Here is a 16,350-nt window from a genome sequence, read left to right as displayed (position 1 = left end):
TCGTTGCCAGCGTCGCAACAAGGAATGCCGGGCGGCTAGTTTTGGCGCGCGCGTATCCATGCATACGCGCGCTGGCGGACCTGTGCCGCCATACGGGTCGGAAAGCGGATGAAACCGTGGGGCGCTTCGGGCAGCACATGGCATTCCACCTCGGTGACGGTGCGCCAGCGTTCGGCCATCAGCAGCGTGTCGTCGCGCAGCGGATCGCGCTCGCCGGCGAACATCAGCGCGGGCGGCATGCCGGACAGGTCACCATACAGCGGCGATTGAGGCGATTGTCGGCGCTGCTCGTCGGTCAGGCCGGGCGTGAGAAGGCGCAGCGAGTCGAGCATGCTGGGGCCGTGCAGCACCAGCGTGTCGGCGCCGGCCTGGCGCACACTGGGCGTGCCGGCCAGGTCGTAAACGCCGTAATACATGATGGCGCCGGTTATGCGGCGCAGCAGATCGGGCCAGTCCTTGAGCTGCAGCAGCGTGGCCGCCGCCAGGTGGCCGCCGGCGGATTCGCCAAGGATGTAGAGCGGCAGACCGTCATATTCGGGCAGCCCGCCTTCCAGTAGCCAGCGTGCGGCCGCCAGGCAGTCGTCCATGATGGCAGCCAGCGGCGCGGCGGGAGCGAGCCTGTAGTCCACCGACACCACCGCCACGTCGCAGGCGGCGATCATGCGGGCGTTGAGCTGGTCGTTCATCGCCGCATTGCCGATGGCCCAGCCGCCACCGTGAAAATCCAGCACCACGCCACGTGCGGGCGCCGCGCCGCGCAGAATGCGCACCGGCACGTCCAACCCATCCGACCTTGCCGTGCGCCGGGTGACGCGAATGCCGTCACGCGCCAGCTTGCCGTCGGCGCCAAACTGCGATAGCCGCAGCAGCGACTGGATCACTAGCGGGATGACGCAGTTGTCGATCTTGAAGCGCGGCGCCCAGTGCAGCTTGCGGTTGAAGCTGCGCGCTTCTGCCAGCGTTGCGCTGTCCAGCGCCAGGGTCATGGCGCCTGGTCTTCCCGACGGCAGGCGGCGGTCAGAATGCGCTCAACCACGGCGCGCGGCACCTTGCGGAACAACAGAAAAGCGGCAGCGCTGCGCTGGCCGTAGGTGCGCGACCACTCCAGGCCTTCGCGGATGATGGATGCCTGTTGCGCATCCGAACGGGGTGTCATTTTAATATCCATGACGAACTATCGCATAAATGCTTTGGAGACATTGTGCGACTGCACACAGTCCCGGCAATCGTCCGCTGGTGAAAACGAAAGAATGGTAATTTAATAAAACAAAAAAGCACCATCGTTCGTTTATTTATCACCCGAGGAATATTTTGACGCCCCTGCCCTACACTCCAGATATCGAAGTCATCGACGCCGAAGAAAGCGCGCTGATCACGGAAATCGTTGAACAAATGGCGGCGTCGTCGCGCTGCGCGTTTGAACGTCACCGCCACGCCATCCGCGACGCGCACGCCAAGTCCAACGGCCTGCTCAAGGGCGAACTCACCATCCACGACGACCTGCCGGCGGAACTGCGCCAGGGCGTCTTCGCCCGGCCCGGCACCTACCAGGTGGTGGCCCGCCTGTCGTCCGCGCCCAGCGACATCCACTCCGACAAGATCCCGGCGGCGCGCGGCTTCGCGCTGAAGATTATCGGTGTCGACGGCGAACGGCTGGCGCCTGAAATCGGCGGCAACAACCAGGATTTCCTGATGGTGAACTTCCCCGCCCTCGCCTTCGGCACCATCCCCATGTACAAGCGCATGCTGACGCTGCTGGAAGCCAATTCCCACGCGCCGGACACCTTCCAGCGCCTGGTGGCCGGCACCGCGCACGGCGCGAAGCAGGTGCTGGAAAGCCTGGGCGGCACGCCGGGCGCCACGCTGGAAGGTCTGGCGCGCGACAACCATCATCCGCTGGGCGAGACCTACCACACGCAAGCGGCCATCCGCTTCGGCGACTACATCGCCAAGCTGGCGCTGCAACCGAGTTCGGACAGCGTGCGCCGCCTCACCGGCCAACCGGTTGACGACGTCGGCTACGCCACCTTGCGCGACGTGATCAGCGACCACTTCGCCCGGCAAGGCGCGGAATACACGCTGACCGCACAACTCTGTACCGACCTTTCGCGCATGCCGGTGGAAGACGCCGCCATCACCTGGCCGGAAGAACTGTCACCGCACCGCCCACTTGCCACGCTGCGTTTCGCGCCGCAATCGACCGCGCATCCGGCGCGCCAGGTCTACGGCGACGACGTCCTGTCGTTCAACCCGTGGAACGGCGTCACCGCGCACCAGCCGCTGGGCGGCATCATGCGCATCCGCCGCGCCGCCTACGAGCGCTCGACCGCCTTCCGCCACAGCATGAACGCGCAGCCGCGGGTCGAGCCATCCCAATCCTCCGACATCCCCGATTAAAGGACCGCCATGACCGACCACACTCCCGACCCACGCCTGGCCGACGAAACCAGCCTGGAAGCGATCCGCCGCAAAATCGACGCGGTCGCCCACGATGCGCCGCACCTCGCCAAAATCGCGCTGGAAGCATTGGTCCGCAAGCACAATCCCGACCTCAAAGGCACGGCCAACTCCGCCGGCCGCGTCGGCAAGCAGTCCGGCAATGTCTCGGAACTGACAGCGATCGCGCCGCTGAAGCCGGGCGGCGCCGAACGCCTGCGCCGCATCTTCGATCTGACCAACGGCAATATGGACGGCGCGCAGCGTGTCTCCACGCTGCACGACATGCGCTTCGTGTTCTTCGACAACGACACGCGCATCCTGTTCGCCACCACCTACGACGGCGACTGGGACAGCTACATCAACGACTTCGCCACCAAGATTCCCGAACTGATGGATCTGCTGTTCACCAACATCGAAGGCTGGCCCGGCATCGACAGCCCGGCGGTGAAGGACTTCATCGCCGGCCACCAGATCGACGCGGCCGGCTGGTTCGTCGCCAATCCGCAGGTGACGGTGGTGGACACGCGCCGCTTCCAGCGCATGGACAAGGCGCTGACCGCCTTTCTTGACGAGATGTCCGCCCACCCGCCGCAGGACGAAGCCACGCGCAAGGCGCTCGACACACTCAGCGCAGCCCTGGCGCAACCGCAGGGAGTGGATTACTGATGACCTTCCTCACCGACCTCAAGGCGCGCTTCGTGCGCGAACACGTGACGCTGGCGCTGGACGATATCCAGGCATTGATCCTGCGCGCACGGCCGGAGCCCTATGTCGGCATCCACGCGATGCTGCACATCGACGATGCTGCCGGCGGACGCGACCTGATCCGCCGCATGGCCGACCACACTCCCTCCGCCGCCGGCTGGACCGACGACCGCGACGCCTGGATGGGCATGGCGCTGAGCTTCCAGGGACTGAAGGCGCTGGGCGTGCCGGAAGCCTCGCTGTCCAGCTTCCCGCTGCCGTTCCAGCAAGGCATGGCGCAGCGCGCCGAGCAGCTGCGCGATGTCGGCAGCAACGCGCCGGAACACTGGGACGACGCATTCCAGCCGGGCGCCTGCCACATCGCGCTCACCATTTACGCCCGCGACGAAGCCGCGCTCGACGTAGCGATCAATAAAGCCATGGGCGAACTGGAACGCTCGCACGGCGTCACGCTGGTCGGCAAACACGTTTTTGGCGCGGACGAGGAGGCCAGGAATCCCTTCGGCTTCCGCGACTCGATTTCGCAACCGGCCATCGCCGGCAGCGGCGTCGCGCCGCTGCCGGGCCAGGAGCGTTCGATTGCGGCCGGCGAATTCATCCTCGGCGAAAACAGCGAAACCGGCGCGCCGGTGGCGATGCCCGATCCGCCAGAACTGGGCCGCAACGGTTCCTTCGTGGTGTTGCGCAAATACGAAAGCCAGGCCGGCGCCTTCAACGACTTCATCCGCAGCCAGGCGCAGGACGAAGCTGCCCAGGACTTGTTGGCGGCCAAACTGGTCGGCCGCTGGCGCAGTGGCGCGCCGTTGACGCTGGCGCCGGAACACGATGATCCGGAGCTCGGCGCCGATCCCAGGCGCAACAACGATTTCGATTTCTCGAAAGATCCGCGCGGCCTGATGTGCCCGCACGCAGCGCACATGCGCCGCCTCAATCCCCGCGACAGCCAGCTGACCATCCTCACCGACGTCAACATCCACCGCATCATCCGCCGCTCCTCGACGTTCGGACCGAAATGGCGGCGCGAGCTGACGGCCAGCGACGACCAGGGCGAGCGCGGCATCTACTTCATCTTCATCAGCGCGCGCGCCTACGACACCATCGAATTCTTCCAGCAGGAATGGATCAACCGCGGCAACTTCATCGACCTGGCCACCGAACGCGATCCGATGGTGGGCCTGCACGAAACGCCGGGCAGCTTCACGATTCCGGAAACGCCGGTGCGCCGCCGCATCGACGGCGTCACCACCTTCAACCAGCTGCGCGGCGGCGAATACCTGTTCATGCCGTCACTGAGCGCACTGCGCTGGATCGCCGCCGAGCGGGATATCGCCGCGCCCTCTTCCGAATGATGCACTGAAGTACGCGCAAGGCTGGGCTACAATGCGGGAGCCGCTTGTCGGCTTCATCCACAATCAACACGGACCCGCTTATGGCCCACGGCATTCTGCTACACATGGTGTTTTATCTGGCGGCGGCGGTTCTGCTGGTGCCGCTGGCCAAGCGCATCGGCATGGGCGCCGTGCTCGGCTACCTGATGGCCGGCGCCCTGATCGGCCCCTGGGGCCTGTCGCTGATCGGCAATGTCGAAGACGTCTTGAGCATCTCCGAATTCGGCGTGGTGCTGATGCTGTTCCTGATCGGCCTGGAACTGGAACCGAAAAAACTGTGGTCGCTGCGGCGGCCGATTTTCGGCTGGGGCGGCGCCCAGGTGCTGGTGGTGAGCGCGGTGCTGGCCGCGCTGGCGCTGGCCTTCGGCATCGATACCAAGGTCGCCATCGTCGCCGGCCTCGGGCTGTCGCTGTCGTCCACCGCCATCGTGCTGGCCACGCTGGGCGAGCGCAAACTGATGCCCAGCCCGGCAGGTTCCGCCAGCTTCTCCATCCTGCTGCTGCAGGACATCGCCGCGATTCCGATGATCGCGCTGGTGCCACTGCTGGCCGGCGTGGCGTCCGAGTCCAGCGGCGCCGGCTGGCAGCGCGCCGCCAAGCTGGTGGCCGTGCTGCTGACGCTGATCGCGGTGGGCCGCTGCCTGGTCAATCCGGTGATGCGCTTCATCGCCCGCACCGGTCTGCGCGAGCTGTTCACCGCATTTGCGCTGTTGCTGGTGATCGGCATCTGCCTTTTGATGGAGTGGGTCGGCCTGTCGCTGGCGCTCGGCACCTTCGCCGCTGGCGTGCTGCTGGCCGACTCGGAGTACCGCCACCAGCTGGTGAGCGACCTGGAGCCGTTCAAGGGACTGCTGCTGGGCCTGTTCTTCATGGCGGTCGGCATGTCGGCCGATTTCGGCGTGCTGCGCGACCATCCGCTGCTGGTGCCGGCACTGGCCTGCGCGCTGATCCTCGTCAAAGGCGGCCTGCTGTACGGCATGAGCCGCTGGTTCGACATTCCACCCGGCCAGCGCCTGTTCTTTGCGCTGCTGATGTCGCAGGGCGGCGAGTTCGCCTTCGTGGTGTTCGGCGCGGCGGCGGACGCCAAGGTGCTGCCGGCGGACGTGTCGGCCATGCTGGTGATGGTGGTGACGCTGTCGATGGTGGCCACGCCGCTGCTGTTGCTGGCCTACGACAAGCTGGTGGCGCCGGGCCTGCGCACCGCCAAGAAGAAGCGCGCGCCGGACGCCATCGAGGTCGAAAATCCGGTGATCATCGCCGGCTTCGGCCGTTTTGGCCAGATCGTCGGCCGCCTGCTGGCCGCCAACCGCATCGGCGTGACGGTGCTGGACCACGATCCGGACCAGATCGAACTGCTGCGCAAGTTCGGCTACGAAGTGTTTTACGGCGACGCCACCCGCATCGACCTGCTGGAGGCGGCCGGCATCGGCAAGGCCAGCGCGCTGGTGGTGGCGATCGACGACGTCGACGCCAGCCTGGCGCTGGTGGATGCGGTGCGCGAGCGCCTGCCGTCGCTGACCATCCTGGCGCGGGCGCGCAACGTCAGCCACTACTACGACCTGCTGGACCGCGGCGTGACGCTGATCGAGCGCGAAACCTTCGAGGCGGCCCTGCAGCTGGGCGCCAGCGTGCTGCAGCAGCTGGGATTCCCGGCCGAACGCGCGCAGCAGGCGGCCAGCCTGTTCCGCACCCACAACCTGAAGATGCTGATGGAAGTCTATCCGCACCAGCAGGATCAGGACACCATCATCTCGATGACCCGAAAAGGCCGGCTGGAACTGGAAGAAATGTTCACCGGCGACGCCGCCGCCTTCAACCACGCGGGAGAAGCCGCGCCGGAGGATCCCCAAAGGGTATAGGAAGCAACCTCTCCCAATGCCAATTTCCCGATGCCGCCATGCTGGCTATGATGGAAGCTGATCGTGTGGCAGGACGTCCAGAACGTCCGCCGCCCGCCGTCCATCACCGCCGGCACGGCGCATTGGGAGAATACACATGCCAGGTTTCACCGCCTTGGAGTTGGCCCGCATTCAGTTCGGTTTCACCGTCTCCTTTCACATCATCTTCCCGGCGCTGTCGATCGGGCTGGCCAGCTACCTGACGGTGCTGGAGCTGTGCTGGCTGCGCACCCGGCGCGAGGTATATCGCGACCTCTATCACTTTTGGCTGAAGATCTTTGCCGTCAATTTCGGCATTGGCGTGGTCTCGGGCATCGTGCTGGCTTATCAGTTCGGCACCAACTGGGGCTTCTTCTCGCAGTTCGCCGGCGGCATCACCGGGCCGCTGCTGACCTATGAGGTGCTGACTGCGTTCTTCCTCGAAGCCGGATTCCTCGGCGTGATGCTGTTCGGCTGGAACCGCGTCGGCCCCGGCCTGCACTGCTTCGCCAGCGCCATGGTCGCCATCGGCACGCTGATTTCCACCACCTGGATACTGGCCTCCAACAGCTTCATGCAAACGCCGCAGGGTTACCGCATCGAGCACGGCGTGCTGGCGCCGGACAGCTGGCTGGCGATTATTTTCAATCCCTCGTTCCCGTACCGGCTGCTGCACATGAGCGTCGGCGCCTTCCTCGCCACCGCGATGGTGGTCGCCGCCTGCGCCGCCTGGCACCTGCTGCGCAAGAACGACACGCCCGCCGTGCGCACCATGTTCTCGATGGCGATGTGGATGCTGCTGGTGACCGCGCCGATCCAGGCCGCGATCGGCGACGCCCACGGCATCAATACGCTGGAACACCAGCCGGCCAAGATCGCCGCCCTGGAGGGCCACTGGGAAAACCAGGGCGACGAGCCGCTGCCGCTGGTGGTGTTTGCCCTGCCCGACATGGACAGCGAAAGCAACCACTTCCAGATCGAGATTCCGCGCGTGGGCAGCTGGATTCTGACCCATACCTGGGGCGGCCAGATCAAGGGGCTGAAGGAGTTCCCGAAAGAAGACAGGCCGAATGCCGCCATCATCTTCTTCACCTTCCGCGTGATGGTGGGCCTGGGGCTGGCGATGATCGCGCTGGGCCTGTGCGGCCTGTGGCTGCGCAAGCGCCATGCCATGTATTCGTCGCGCTGGTTCCTGCGCCTCACCACGCTGCTGGGACCGGCCGGGCTGGTGGCCATCCTGGCCGGCTGGTATACCACCGAGATCGGCCGCCAGCCGTGGGTGGTGTATGGGCTGCTGCGGACCCGGGACGCCGTCTCCACGCACGCCGCCGGCACGCTGGCCCTGTCGCTGGTGCTGTTCGTTGCGGTGTACGCCTTTGTGTTCGGCGTGGCGATCACCTATATTTTCCGGCTGATGCGCGGCGGGCCGGCACGCTTCGTCACTGAAGGGAGTGCACATTAATGGGTATCGATCTGAGCAGCATCTGGGCCGTCATCATCTTTTTCGGCGTGTTCATGTACGTGGTGATGGATGGCTTTGACCTGGGCATCGGCATGCTGTATCCCTTCGTGCCGGACCGCCACGAGCGCGACGTCATGATGAATACGGTGGCGCCGGTCTGGGACGGCAACGAAACCTGGCTGGTGCTGGGCGGCGCGGCGCTGTTTGCCGCCTTCCCGCGCGCCTACGCCATCGTGCTGAGCGCGCTGTACCTGCCGCTGATCTTCATGCTGCTGGGGCTGATTTTTCGCGGCATCGCGTTCGAATTCCGCTTCAAGGCGCTGGACCACGAGCGGCACGTGTGGGACAAGGCCTTCATCGGCGGCTCGCTGACGGCGGCGTTCTTCCAGGGCGTGGCGCTGGGCGCCTATGTGCACGGCATTCCGCTGGTGTCCACGCCGTCCGGGCCGCAGTTTTCCGGCGGCGCGTTCGAGTGGCTGGCGCCGTTCCCGCTGATGTGCGGCGTGGGCGTAATGGCGGCCTATACGCTGCTGGGCTGCACCTGGCTGATCTACCGCACCGAAGGCGCGCTGCAGCAGCGCATGCTGAAGACGGCGCGTCCGCTGGCCCTGCTGCTGGTGCTGGCCATCGTCGCGGTCAGCATCTGGACGCCGCTGGCCGACGCCGACGTCGCGGCGCGCTGGTTCACCTGGCCCGGCATGCTGTGGTTCGCGCCGGTGCCGATCCTGGTGCTGGCCGGCGTGGCGCTGCTGCTGCGCTCATTGGCGGGCAAGACGCCGCATCACGGGCCGTTCCTGGCGTCGCTGGGCTTGATCTTCCTGGGCTATACCGGGCTGGCGATCAGCATCTGGCCGAATATCGTGCCGCCCACGCTGTCCATCTGGGCCGCCGCATCGTCGGAGAGCAGCCAGGGTTTCACACTGGTGGGTACGCTGTTCATTCTTCCCTTCACGCTCATGTATTCGGCGTTTTCGTACTACGTCTTCCGGGGCAAAGTGAAACTGGGCGAGGGATATCACTGATGAAAGCGCGACTGTGGCTGGGCCGTATCGGCTGGATGGCGCTCATCTGGACACTCAGCGTGGCGGCGCTCGGCATCGTCGCCACGCTGCTGCACTACCTGATGCGCGCCGCCGGCATGCACTGAAATCACCATGGGACCAACATGACAACGACCATCGATATTACCTCGGACTTCATCTGCCCCTGGTGCTGGATCGGCCATCAGAACCTGAAATCGGCGCTGGCCCTGGCCGGCGTCCAGGACGCGCTGCGGATCCGCTACCTGCCGTTTGAACTCAACGCCGACATGCCGGTGCAAGGCATGAACCGTCAGGCCTACCGCAGCGCCAAGTTCGGCAACTGGGCACGCTCGCAGAGCATGGACGAGGATGTCACGCAGGCCGGCAAGCTGGTCGGCCTGGATTTTCACTACGAGCGCATCGCGGTCACGCCGAACACGCGGCTCGCCCACCGGCTGATGGCGTACGCGCAATCGTCGGGCGACAGCGACAACGCCAGCGCGCTGTTCGGGGCCATTTTCTCCGGCTACTTTGCCGAAGGCCTGGATATCGGCAACCGCAATGTGTTGCTGGCGATCGCCGCGCGCGTCGGCCTGGATACTGTCGCGGCGCGCGACTTCCTCGCCGGCACGGCGGGCGAAAAATCGGTCGATGCCGCGCTGGCCAGGGCCCGCAACGCCGGCATCCACAGCGTACCCAACCTGCTGATCGACGGCCTGCGCGTCGAAGGCGCCCAGTCGGCCGAATCGCTGGCGGGCATTCTGCGCCAGCTGCAAGTACATCATGAGCACTAAGCCGCACGCCATCATCATCGGCGGCTCGCTGGCCGGCCTGTTTGCCGCCGTGACGCTGCGGGCGATCGGCTGGACCTTTGAAATCTTCGAACGCTCGCCGCACGAGCTCGATACGCGCGGCGGCGGCCTGGTGCTGCAGCCCGACGTGCTGGCGGCGTTTCGTTTCGCCGGCGTCAAGTACACCGACGCGATCGGCGTGCCGTCCAGCGACCGCATCTACCTGGAGGGCGCCAACCAGGTGGTGCATCGCAGCTTCATGCCGCAGACGCAAACCTCGTGGGGCACGCTGTACGGCATGATGAAGGACACCGTGGCCGATGAACTGATACAGCGCGGCGAGGAGTTCGTGCGCTTCGAGCAGGAGCGTGGCAAGGTCCACGCGGTTTTTGCCAGCGGACGGAGCGCCACCGGCGACCTGCTGATCGGCGCCGACGGGCCGCACTCGACGATGCGGAACCTCGTGTTGCCCGGCAGTGCGCCGCACTATGCCGGCTACGTCGCCTGGCGCGGTCTGGCGCCGGAACTGGCCTTGCCCGCACGGGCGCGCAGGCTGCTGGATGGCGTGTTCGCCTTTCAACAAGGTCCGGGCCACATGCTGCTTGAATATATGGTGCCCGGCGAAGACGGCTCCGTCAAACAAGGAGAGCGGCGCTGGAACTGGGTGTGGTATCGCAAAGCGGCGCGCGAGGCGCTGGCCGATATCCTGGTCGACCGCAACGGCCGGCGCCACGCATTCTCGCTGCCGCCGGAGACGGCCAAGCAGGCCGACATGGACGCCCTGCGCAGCCAGGGCCGCGCCATGCTGGCGCCGGCGTTCCAGGACCTGATGGCGGCGACCGGCGACATTTTTCTGCAAACCATACAGGACCTGCAAGTCAAGCAGATGGTGTTCGGCCGCGTGATTCTGTTGGGTGACGCCGCCTTCATTCCCCGGCCGCATACCGCCGGCGGCAGCGCCAAGGCGGCCGCCAACGCGCTGGCGCTGGCCCTGGCCTTGCGCAACGAACGCCTCGACATCGATGCCAATCTGCGGGAGTGGGAACAGCAGCAGTTGCAGGCCGGCTTGGTGATGACCAACTCGGGCATCGCCATGGGACGGCAGATCATGGGCATGTGACGGCGGCGTGCTATCCTGCGCGCCTGTACATCCGTCTCCATACAAGCAATGAGCAATACCGACCTGCCCTTCCGGGCCACCACCGCCGAAGCCTGCGCCTGGCTGGCGCAACAGACCGGCTCCGCCTGGACCCTGGCACGCCTGCTGGAACACGCGCTGACGCCGGTGGTGTGGCTGGACTACGACGCCGCCTATCCCGAGCTGTTCGGCGACGCCAACGGCGGCTACCCGGCGCCGATCTTCTTCGAGGAAGACGTGGCCCGCCTGGCGGCCGGCAGCAAAGACGTGCTGATCACCTTCACCAAGGACGCCTACAAGCTGCCCGTACGGCTGCCGACGCCCGGCTTCGTCCGTCCGCTCGACCAGTTGCGCTTCCAGCGGAAAGACCTGGAGCGCCTGCTGGCAAAACTGAACCAACCTGCACCCGTCGAAAAGGCCAGCGAAACGCAGGCGGGCATCGGCAAGGACGATGTGCTGCTGGCGTTCGCCGCCATCGTCAAGCTGGATCTGGCGCGCGCGCTCGACGAGGCCACCGGCATCTTTGGCGACGACGGCGCCCGCGTCAAGGCCAGCGCGCGCAAATCCAGGCGCAACGCCGTGTGGAATCCCGTCACGCTGGCGCTGGGGCTGCACGACGTCTACCGCGCGCCGCTCGGCCCCTTGAAACGCGCCTTCAAGACCCACGATTTCCTGCACGCCTGGGCCGGCAACTGGGAAGAATCGCTGCGCTTACTGGGCAAGTGAGCGCTGCTTCACCAGCGCTACCGCTACCGCCGCCGCCAGCGTTGCCAGGGCGCCCAGCCACATCGCGCTGGGCAGGCCGAAGCGGTCGAGCAGCAGCCCGCCCAGCAAGGCGCCGGCGCCTATCGATGCCTGTGCGCTGGATACGAATACCGCGGACACGGCTTCCAGCTTGCTTGGCGCCGCGCTGAACAGCCAGCTCTGCACGGCAATCGGCAGCATGCCAAAGCCCAGTCCCCACACCATCAGCAACGGCACCACCAGCAGCGCGTGGTCGGCAGCCATCACCATCAGGGCAATCGAGCCGCCCATCATCGCCGCTGTGGCCACCAGGGTTCCCTTGACGCTGCGTGAGGCCGCCCAACCCGCCACCAGATTGCCGGCAAAGCCAGCCGCGCCGTAACCGAACAGAATGGCGCTGATCGCTCCCGCGCCGATGCCCGCATGTTGCAGCAAGTACGGCGTGATGTAGGTATAAGAACCGAACTGGCCGACGAAGATCAGCAGGATCGCCAGCAGGCCCACCTGCACCTTGGGCACTTTCAGCACGCTGCCGACATCGCCGAAGCCCTGCCCTTGCGTCGGTTTCAGCGACGGCAGCACGGCCATCAGCACCATGACCACCACCAGCGCCACTGCGGTCGCCGCGCCGAAGGCCATGCGCCAGCCCAGCGCATTGCCAAGCAGGGTGCCGACCGGAACGCCAGCCACGGTGCCGACCGACACGCCGGAGAAAATCAGCGAGGTCGCCCTGGCGCCTTCCGCGCCCGGCCGCAGGCGCGGTCCCAGCGAGCCGCCGATGGTCCAGAAGCCGCCGATGGCGATGCCCAGCAGGATGCGGCCCGCCAGCACCACCGGCAGACTGGTGGCCAGCGATACCGCCAGGTTGGCCGCCGCCAGCATCGCCAGCAGCACGCACAACAAGTGGCGGCGGTCGAGGTTGCCCGCGAACGCCAGGGTGAACGGCGCCATCACGGCGGCGATCACGCCCGGCAGCGTGACCATCAGGCCGGCCTGTCCCGGCGTAATGCCCAGGTCCTGGGCGATCTGCGGCAGCAGGCCGACCGGCAGGAACTCGGAAGTCACCAGTGCAAAGGCGCCGATGCCTACCGAGGCGACCGCGGTCCATGGCGCGGCCGCGGCAGGAACATGCGGCTGCGCGCCGCTGGTCGAAGCTGGTCCCATGGCGCTCATCCGAATTTCACCAGGTTGAGCGACGGCAGCTGGCCGCCGGGGAACTGCTGCAAGCGCCCTTGCTCGACGCCGCCCAGATCCAGCGCGAAGAAACCCAGCCGCTCGATCAGCGCCGCCACGTCGGCCTTGGCCGCGCGCTCGTCGCCGGACAGGAACAGCACGCGCCGTCCGCCTTCCGAGCGCGGATCGGCGGCCAGCAGCGCCGGTTGCAGGTGGTTGAACGCCTTCACCAGCCGCGCGCCAGGCAGCAGGTCGGCGATCACCGCGCTGGAAGCCCGGCCGCCCAGGTCGACCGGACGGAAGGCCGGCGCCTCGATCGGATTGTTGGTATCGACCACGATGCGGCCGTTCCAGTTATCCAGTCCCTGCACCGCCGCCGGGATCTTCGACCACGGCACGGCGAGGAACACCAGGTCCGCCTGCGCCGCGTCGCGCACGCTGGCAGGCGTGATGCCTGGCAGGCCGGCTGTCAGCTGCGACAGCGATTCCGGGCCACGGCTGTTGGCGATCAAGGCCGGGATGCCGCGCGCCGACAACGTGCGGGCGATGGCCGCGCCGATGGCGCCTGCACCGATGATTGCGATGTTCATCATATTCTCCTCAAGCGGTAAAGCCGCCGTCAACCATCAGCTCGGCGCCCGACACAAACGATGCTTCCTCGCCAGCCAGATACGAGACGGCAGCGGCAACGTCCTCGCCCTGGCCATAGCGGCCCACGGCGATGTTGGGCTTGATGAAATCGGCGATCGGGCCGTCGGCCGGATTCATGTCCGAATCGGTCGGGCCGGGATGGACGGTGTTGACCGTGATGCCGCGCGGGCCGAGGTCGCGCACCAGGCCGCGCGTGAAGCCGGTCACCGCGCCCTTGGTCAGCGTGTAGGCCGAGGCGGTGCCGAATGCCGCGTACTGCACCATCGAGCTGCCGATGTGGATGATGCGGCCGCCCTGGCCCATGTGCTTCAGCGCTTCCTGGGTGGCGACGAAGACGCCGGTGACATTCACGGCCAGGATGCGCTGGAAGTCTTCGAACGGGATTTCCTGTGGATTGCCCAGCACGCTGATGCCGGCGTTGTTGACCAGGATGTCCACCTTGCCGAACTGCGCCGCAACGGCAGCCACGCCCTGGCGCACCGCGTCCGGATTGCCGGCGTCGGCCTGGATGGCGATCGCGCGGCCGCCGGCGGCTTCAATGTCGGCCACGACCTGCTGCGCCTTCTCCGGCGACGCGTTGTAGGTGATGGCGACGGTGGCGCCGTCGGCAGCCAGGCGCTTGGCGATGGCCGCGCCGATGGAGCGGCTGCCGCCGGTGACGATAGCGATTTTGTTGGTCAGTTTGCTCATGATGATTTCCCTTCAGTGGTTGATGACGATGGAACCAGTATGGTTGTGTCGATCCCCCAGCGGTAGTCAGGACTGGCTATAATCACTTTCAAGCAAACATTGAAAGCAAAGGCGATGGAAACCCTCTCCAACCTTGAATCCTTTGTCCGCAGCGCCGAACTGGCGAGCTTTTCGGAGGCCGCGCGCCGCCTGGCGCTGACACCCGCCGCCGTCAGCCGCAACGTCGCCCAGCTGGAACGCAACCTGGGCGTGCGCCTGTTCCAGCGCAGCACGCGCGGGCTGACGCTGACCGAGTCGGGCGAACGGTTTCTCCAGGCGGTTTCAACCGGATTGGACAGCATCCAGGCGGCGATTGCGGACGTCAGCACCCACGCCGGCCAGCCGGCCGGCACGCTGAAATTGAGCGCCGCCCCGGGCTTTGCACGCGATTTCCTGCTGCCGCTGATGCCGGCCTTCCTGGAACGCTACCCGGCCGTGCGGCCGGACTGGCACCTGGACAACCGCCAGGTCGACCTGATCGCCGGCGGCTACGATGCGGCCATCGGCGGCGGCTTCGAGCTGACGCCCGGCGTGGTGGCGCGGGAACTGGCGCGGATCAAGATCGTCGCGGTCGCCTCGCCGCAGTATCTGAAGGGGCGCCGCGCGCCTGCCACGCCGGCCGATCTGAAGGATTTCGACGGCATCATGATGCGCTCGGCGATCACCGGCCGCCTGCGCCATGCGGGCTTGCGCAACCGCCAAGGCCAGGAGCAGATCGCGGAAATGACGCCGCGCATGACCATGACCGAGCCGGACGGCGTGCTGCAAATGGTGTTGATGGGCATGGGCGTGGCCATGCTGGCCGTGCCCAATGTGCTGCAATACCTGGAAAACGGCCAGCTGGTGCGCGTCCTGCCCGACTGGGCCGACGACGCCGGCCCCATCTCGCTGTACTTCACCAGCCAGCAGCTGCTGCCGGCGAAGACGCGCGCCTTCGTCGATTTCGTTACGCAGGCGTTTCGTGAGCAGGCGCTGGCGCAGCGCTTCCAGGCGTAGCGGCCGCAGTGATGTGTTCGACCAGGTAGGCCGCGTCACGGGCAATGCCCGAAAACCGGCCGGATCCCCAGGTGTATTGCCACGGCAGGCCGAGGAAATACAAGCCCTGCTGCGCGGTGACGCCGCGCTCGTGCTGCGGATAGCCGCGCTGGTCGAAGATCGGCGCATCCACCCAGCTGAAATCGGTGCGGAAGCCGATGCACCAGACCACCGCGCTGATGCGGCCCATGTCGAGCGTGGTTGGCGCATCGGCCGGCGGCTGCCACAGCGGCGCATATGGCGCTTCCGGCGGCGCATCCAGTCCGTGTCTGGCGATGTGCTGGTCGATGCTGGCGTTGATCTTGAGGTAGACCGCGTCGGCGCCGTCGAGGTTGCGTTGCAGGTCATCGCCGAAATGCGCCACGCCGTCCTTCAGCCCTTCGTAACGGCCGTATAGCTGCATGCCTTCCAGCGCGAACTTGCGCAGGTCTATGTCGCGGCCGCCATCGCGGCCGGTGACGTAGTGGTTGGTCTTCTCGCGCACGCCGACGCCCAGCGGGTGCTTGTCCACCGGCAGATCATAGTACGCCATGTCATCCAGCCACTTGACCACGTCTTTGCCGCGATACCGGCGCGCCACGCGCGGCGCATCGCCGACGCACAGGTGCACGCGGCGGCCGGCCAGATGCAGGTCTTCGGCGATCTGGCAGCCGGACTGCCCGGTGCCCACCACCAGTACCTCGCCGGCCGGCAGTTGCGCCGGGTTCAGGTAGTCCGACGAATGCAGTTGCGCCACGCCGGCCGGCAACTGCGCGGCGTCCGCCGGCAGGATGGGCGTGTGGTAGCCACCGACCGCGATCACCACCTGCTCCGCGTGGTAGGCGCCGGCGCTGGTGTCGACCAGATAGGTGCCGTCCGCATCGCGGCTGACGCCGGTGACGCTGACGCCTTCCAGCACCGGCGGGCCAAACGAGGCGATATACCCATCGATGTAGTCGACGATCTGCTGCTTGACCATGAAGCCGTCCGGATCGTCGCCCTGGTAGGCAAAGCCGGGCAAGGTGCATTGCCAGTTCGGCGTGACCAGGCAAAAACTGTCCCAGCGCTCGCTGCGCCAGGCGTGGCCGAGCCGGTTCTTTTCCAGGATCAGGTGCGACACGCCCTGTTGCTTGAGCAGGTAGCTGAGCGACAGGCCGGCCTGGCCGCCGCCGATGATCAAGACCTGGTAGTGCTTATTGTTTGGTTCGCGTGGCATG

General features: G+C 66.5%; 17 protein-coding genes. 11 read left to right on the top strand and 6 right to left on the bottom strand.

Annotated features, from left to right (window positions below):
- Positions 1-35: 35 nt before the first annotated feature.
- Together GJ698_RS01100 and GJ698_RS01095 are read right to left on the bottom strand one after the other, a co-directional pair.
- Positions 36-986 carry an alpha/beta hydrolase gene (locus tag GJ698_RS01100; RefSeq protein ID WP_154355741.1) on the bottom strand — a complete coding sequence of 317 codons (951 nt, stop codon included), beginning with the start codon at positions 984-986 and terminating at the stop codon, positions 36-38.
- Complete coding sequence (locus tag GJ698_RS01095) at positions 983-1,156, bottom strand: hypothetical protein (protein ID WP_154355740.1); 174 nt, start codon at positions 1,154-1,156, stop codon at positions 983-985. The genes GJ698_RS01100 and GJ698_RS01095 overlap by 4 nt, the downstream gene beginning before the upstream one ends.
- A gap of 155 nt (positions 1,157-1,311) precedes the next feature.
- Here GJ698_RS01095 and GJ698_RS01090 point away from each other — a divergent pair, with 155 nt between their 5' ends.
- From GJ698_RS01090 to GJ698_RS01045, 10 genes are all read left to right on the top strand, one after another.
- Positions 1,312-2,397 (top strand): catalase family protein, encoded by a 1,086-nt coding sequence (locus GJ698_RS01090; protein ID WP_208023746.1) that lies wholly within the window; start codon positions 1,312-1,314, stop codon positions 2,395-2,397.
- 9 nt (positions 2,398-2,406) lie between these two features.
- Positions 2,407-3,105, top strand: a complete 699-nt coding sequence (locus GJ698_RS01085) for a hypothetical protein (protein WP_154355739.1) — start codon at positions 2,407-2,409, stop codon at positions 3,103-3,105.
- A complete protein-coding gene (locus GJ698_RS01080; protein ID WP_154355738.1) occupies positions 3,105-4,493 on the top strand; it encodes a Dyp-type peroxidase in 1,389 nt (462 codons plus the stop codon). The genes GJ698_RS01085 and GJ698_RS01080 overlap by 1 nt, the downstream gene beginning before the upstream one ends.
- 80 nt (positions 4,494-4,573) lie before the next feature.
- Positions 4,574-6,391: a glutathione-regulated potassium-efflux system protein KefC gene (gene kefC, locus GJ698_RS01075; protein ID WP_154355737.1), complete on the top strand. Its 1,818-nt coding sequence runs from the start codon at positions 4,574-4,576 to the stop codon at positions 6,389-6,391.
- 136 nt (positions 6,392-6,527) lie between these two features.
- Complete coding sequence (locus GJ698_RS01070; protein WP_154355736.1) at positions 6,528-7,871, top strand: cytochrome ubiquinol oxidase subunit I; 1,344 nt, start codon at positions 6,528-6,530, stop codon at positions 7,869-7,871.
- Positions 7,871-8,893 carry a cytochrome d ubiquinol oxidase subunit II gene (gene cydB, locus GJ698_RS01065; protein WP_154355735.1) on the top strand — a complete coding sequence of 341 codons (1,023 nt, stop codon included), beginning with the start codon at positions 7,871-7,873 and terminating at the stop codon, positions 8,891-8,893. Before GJ698_RS01070 ends, cydB begins: the two co-directional genes overlap by 1 nt.
- A complete protein-coding gene (locus GJ698_RS01060) occupies positions 8,893-9,018 on the top strand; it encodes a DUF2474 domain-containing protein (protein WP_154355734.1) in 126 nt (41 codons plus the stop codon). Before cydB ends, GJ698_RS01060 begins: the two co-directional genes overlap by 1 nt.
- A gap of 18 nt (positions 9,019-9,036) precedes the next feature.
- Positions 9,037-9,687 carry a DsbA family oxidoreductase gene (locus GJ698_RS01055; protein ID WP_154355733.1) on the top strand — a complete coding sequence of 217 codons (651 nt, stop codon included), beginning with the start codon at positions 9,037-9,039 and terminating at the stop codon, positions 9,685-9,687.
- Complete coding sequence (locus GJ698_RS01050) at positions 9,677-10,804, top strand: FAD binding domain-containing protein (protein ID WP_154355732.1); 1,128 nt, start codon at positions 9,677-9,679, stop codon at positions 10,802-10,804. Before GJ698_RS01055 ends, GJ698_RS01050 begins: the two co-directional genes overlap by 11 nt.
- 48 nt (positions 10,805-10,852) lie before the next feature.
- Positions 10,853-11,548, top strand: a complete 696-nt coding sequence (locus tag GJ698_RS01045; protein WP_154355731.1) for a hypothetical protein — start codon at positions 10,853-10,855, stop codon at positions 11,546-11,548.
- On the opposite strand, the gene GJ698_RS01040 is transcribed toward GJ698_RS01045, so the two are convergent.
- The 3 genes from GJ698_RS01040 to GJ698_RS01030 are packed head-to-tail and all read right to left on the bottom strand — an operon-like array spanning position 11,534 to position 14,080.
- Positions 11,534-12,730 (bottom strand): MFS transporter, encoded by a 1,197-nt coding sequence (locus GJ698_RS01040; protein ID WP_229259781.1) that lies wholly within the window; start codon positions 12,728-12,730, stop codon positions 11,534-11,536. The genes GJ698_RS01045 and GJ698_RS01040 overlap by 15 nt on opposite strands.
- Positions 12,731-12,735: 5 nt before the next feature.
- On the bottom strand, positions 12,736-13,332 hold the full coding sequence (locus GJ698_RS01035) for an NADPH-dependent F420 reductase (RefSeq protein ID WP_307766641.1): 597 nt from the start codon (positions 13,330-13,332) through the stop codon (positions 12,736-12,738).
- Positions 13,333-13,339: 7 nt separating this feature from the next.
- Positions 13,340-14,080: a 3-oxoacyl-ACP reductase family protein gene (locus tag GJ698_RS01030; RefSeq protein ID WP_154355729.1), complete on the bottom strand. Its 741-nt coding sequence runs from the start codon at positions 14,078-14,080 to the stop codon at positions 13,340-13,342.
- Positions 14,081-14,194: 114 nt separating this feature from the next.
- On the opposite strand from GJ698_RS01030, the gene GJ698_RS01025 reads away from it, so the two are divergent.
- On the top strand, positions 14,195-15,115 hold the full coding sequence (locus tag GJ698_RS01025; protein ID WP_154355728.1) for a LysR family transcriptional regulator: 921 nt from the start codon (positions 14,195-14,197) through the stop codon (positions 15,113-15,115).
- On the opposite strand, the gene GJ698_RS01020 is transcribed toward GJ698_RS01025, so the two are convergent.
- The gene (locus GJ698_RS01020) at positions 15,066-16,349 is read right to left on the bottom strand and encodes an MSMEG_0569 family flavin-dependent oxidoreductase (protein WP_154355727.1); all 1,284 of its coding nucleotides are present in this window, start codon (positions 16,347-16,349) and stop codon (positions 15,066-15,068) included. The genes GJ698_RS01025 and GJ698_RS01020 overlap by 50 nt on opposite strands.
- Position 16,350 lies beyond the last annotated feature (1 nt).

The organism is Duganella aquatilis, from assembly GCF_009674565.1.
In the GTDB taxonomy this organism is placed as follows: Bacteria; Pseudomonadota; Gammaproteobacteria; order Burkholderiales; family Burkholderiaceae_D; genus Rugamonas; species Rugamonas aquatilis.
This window is presented reverse-complemented; position numbering and strand designations above follow the sequence as displayed.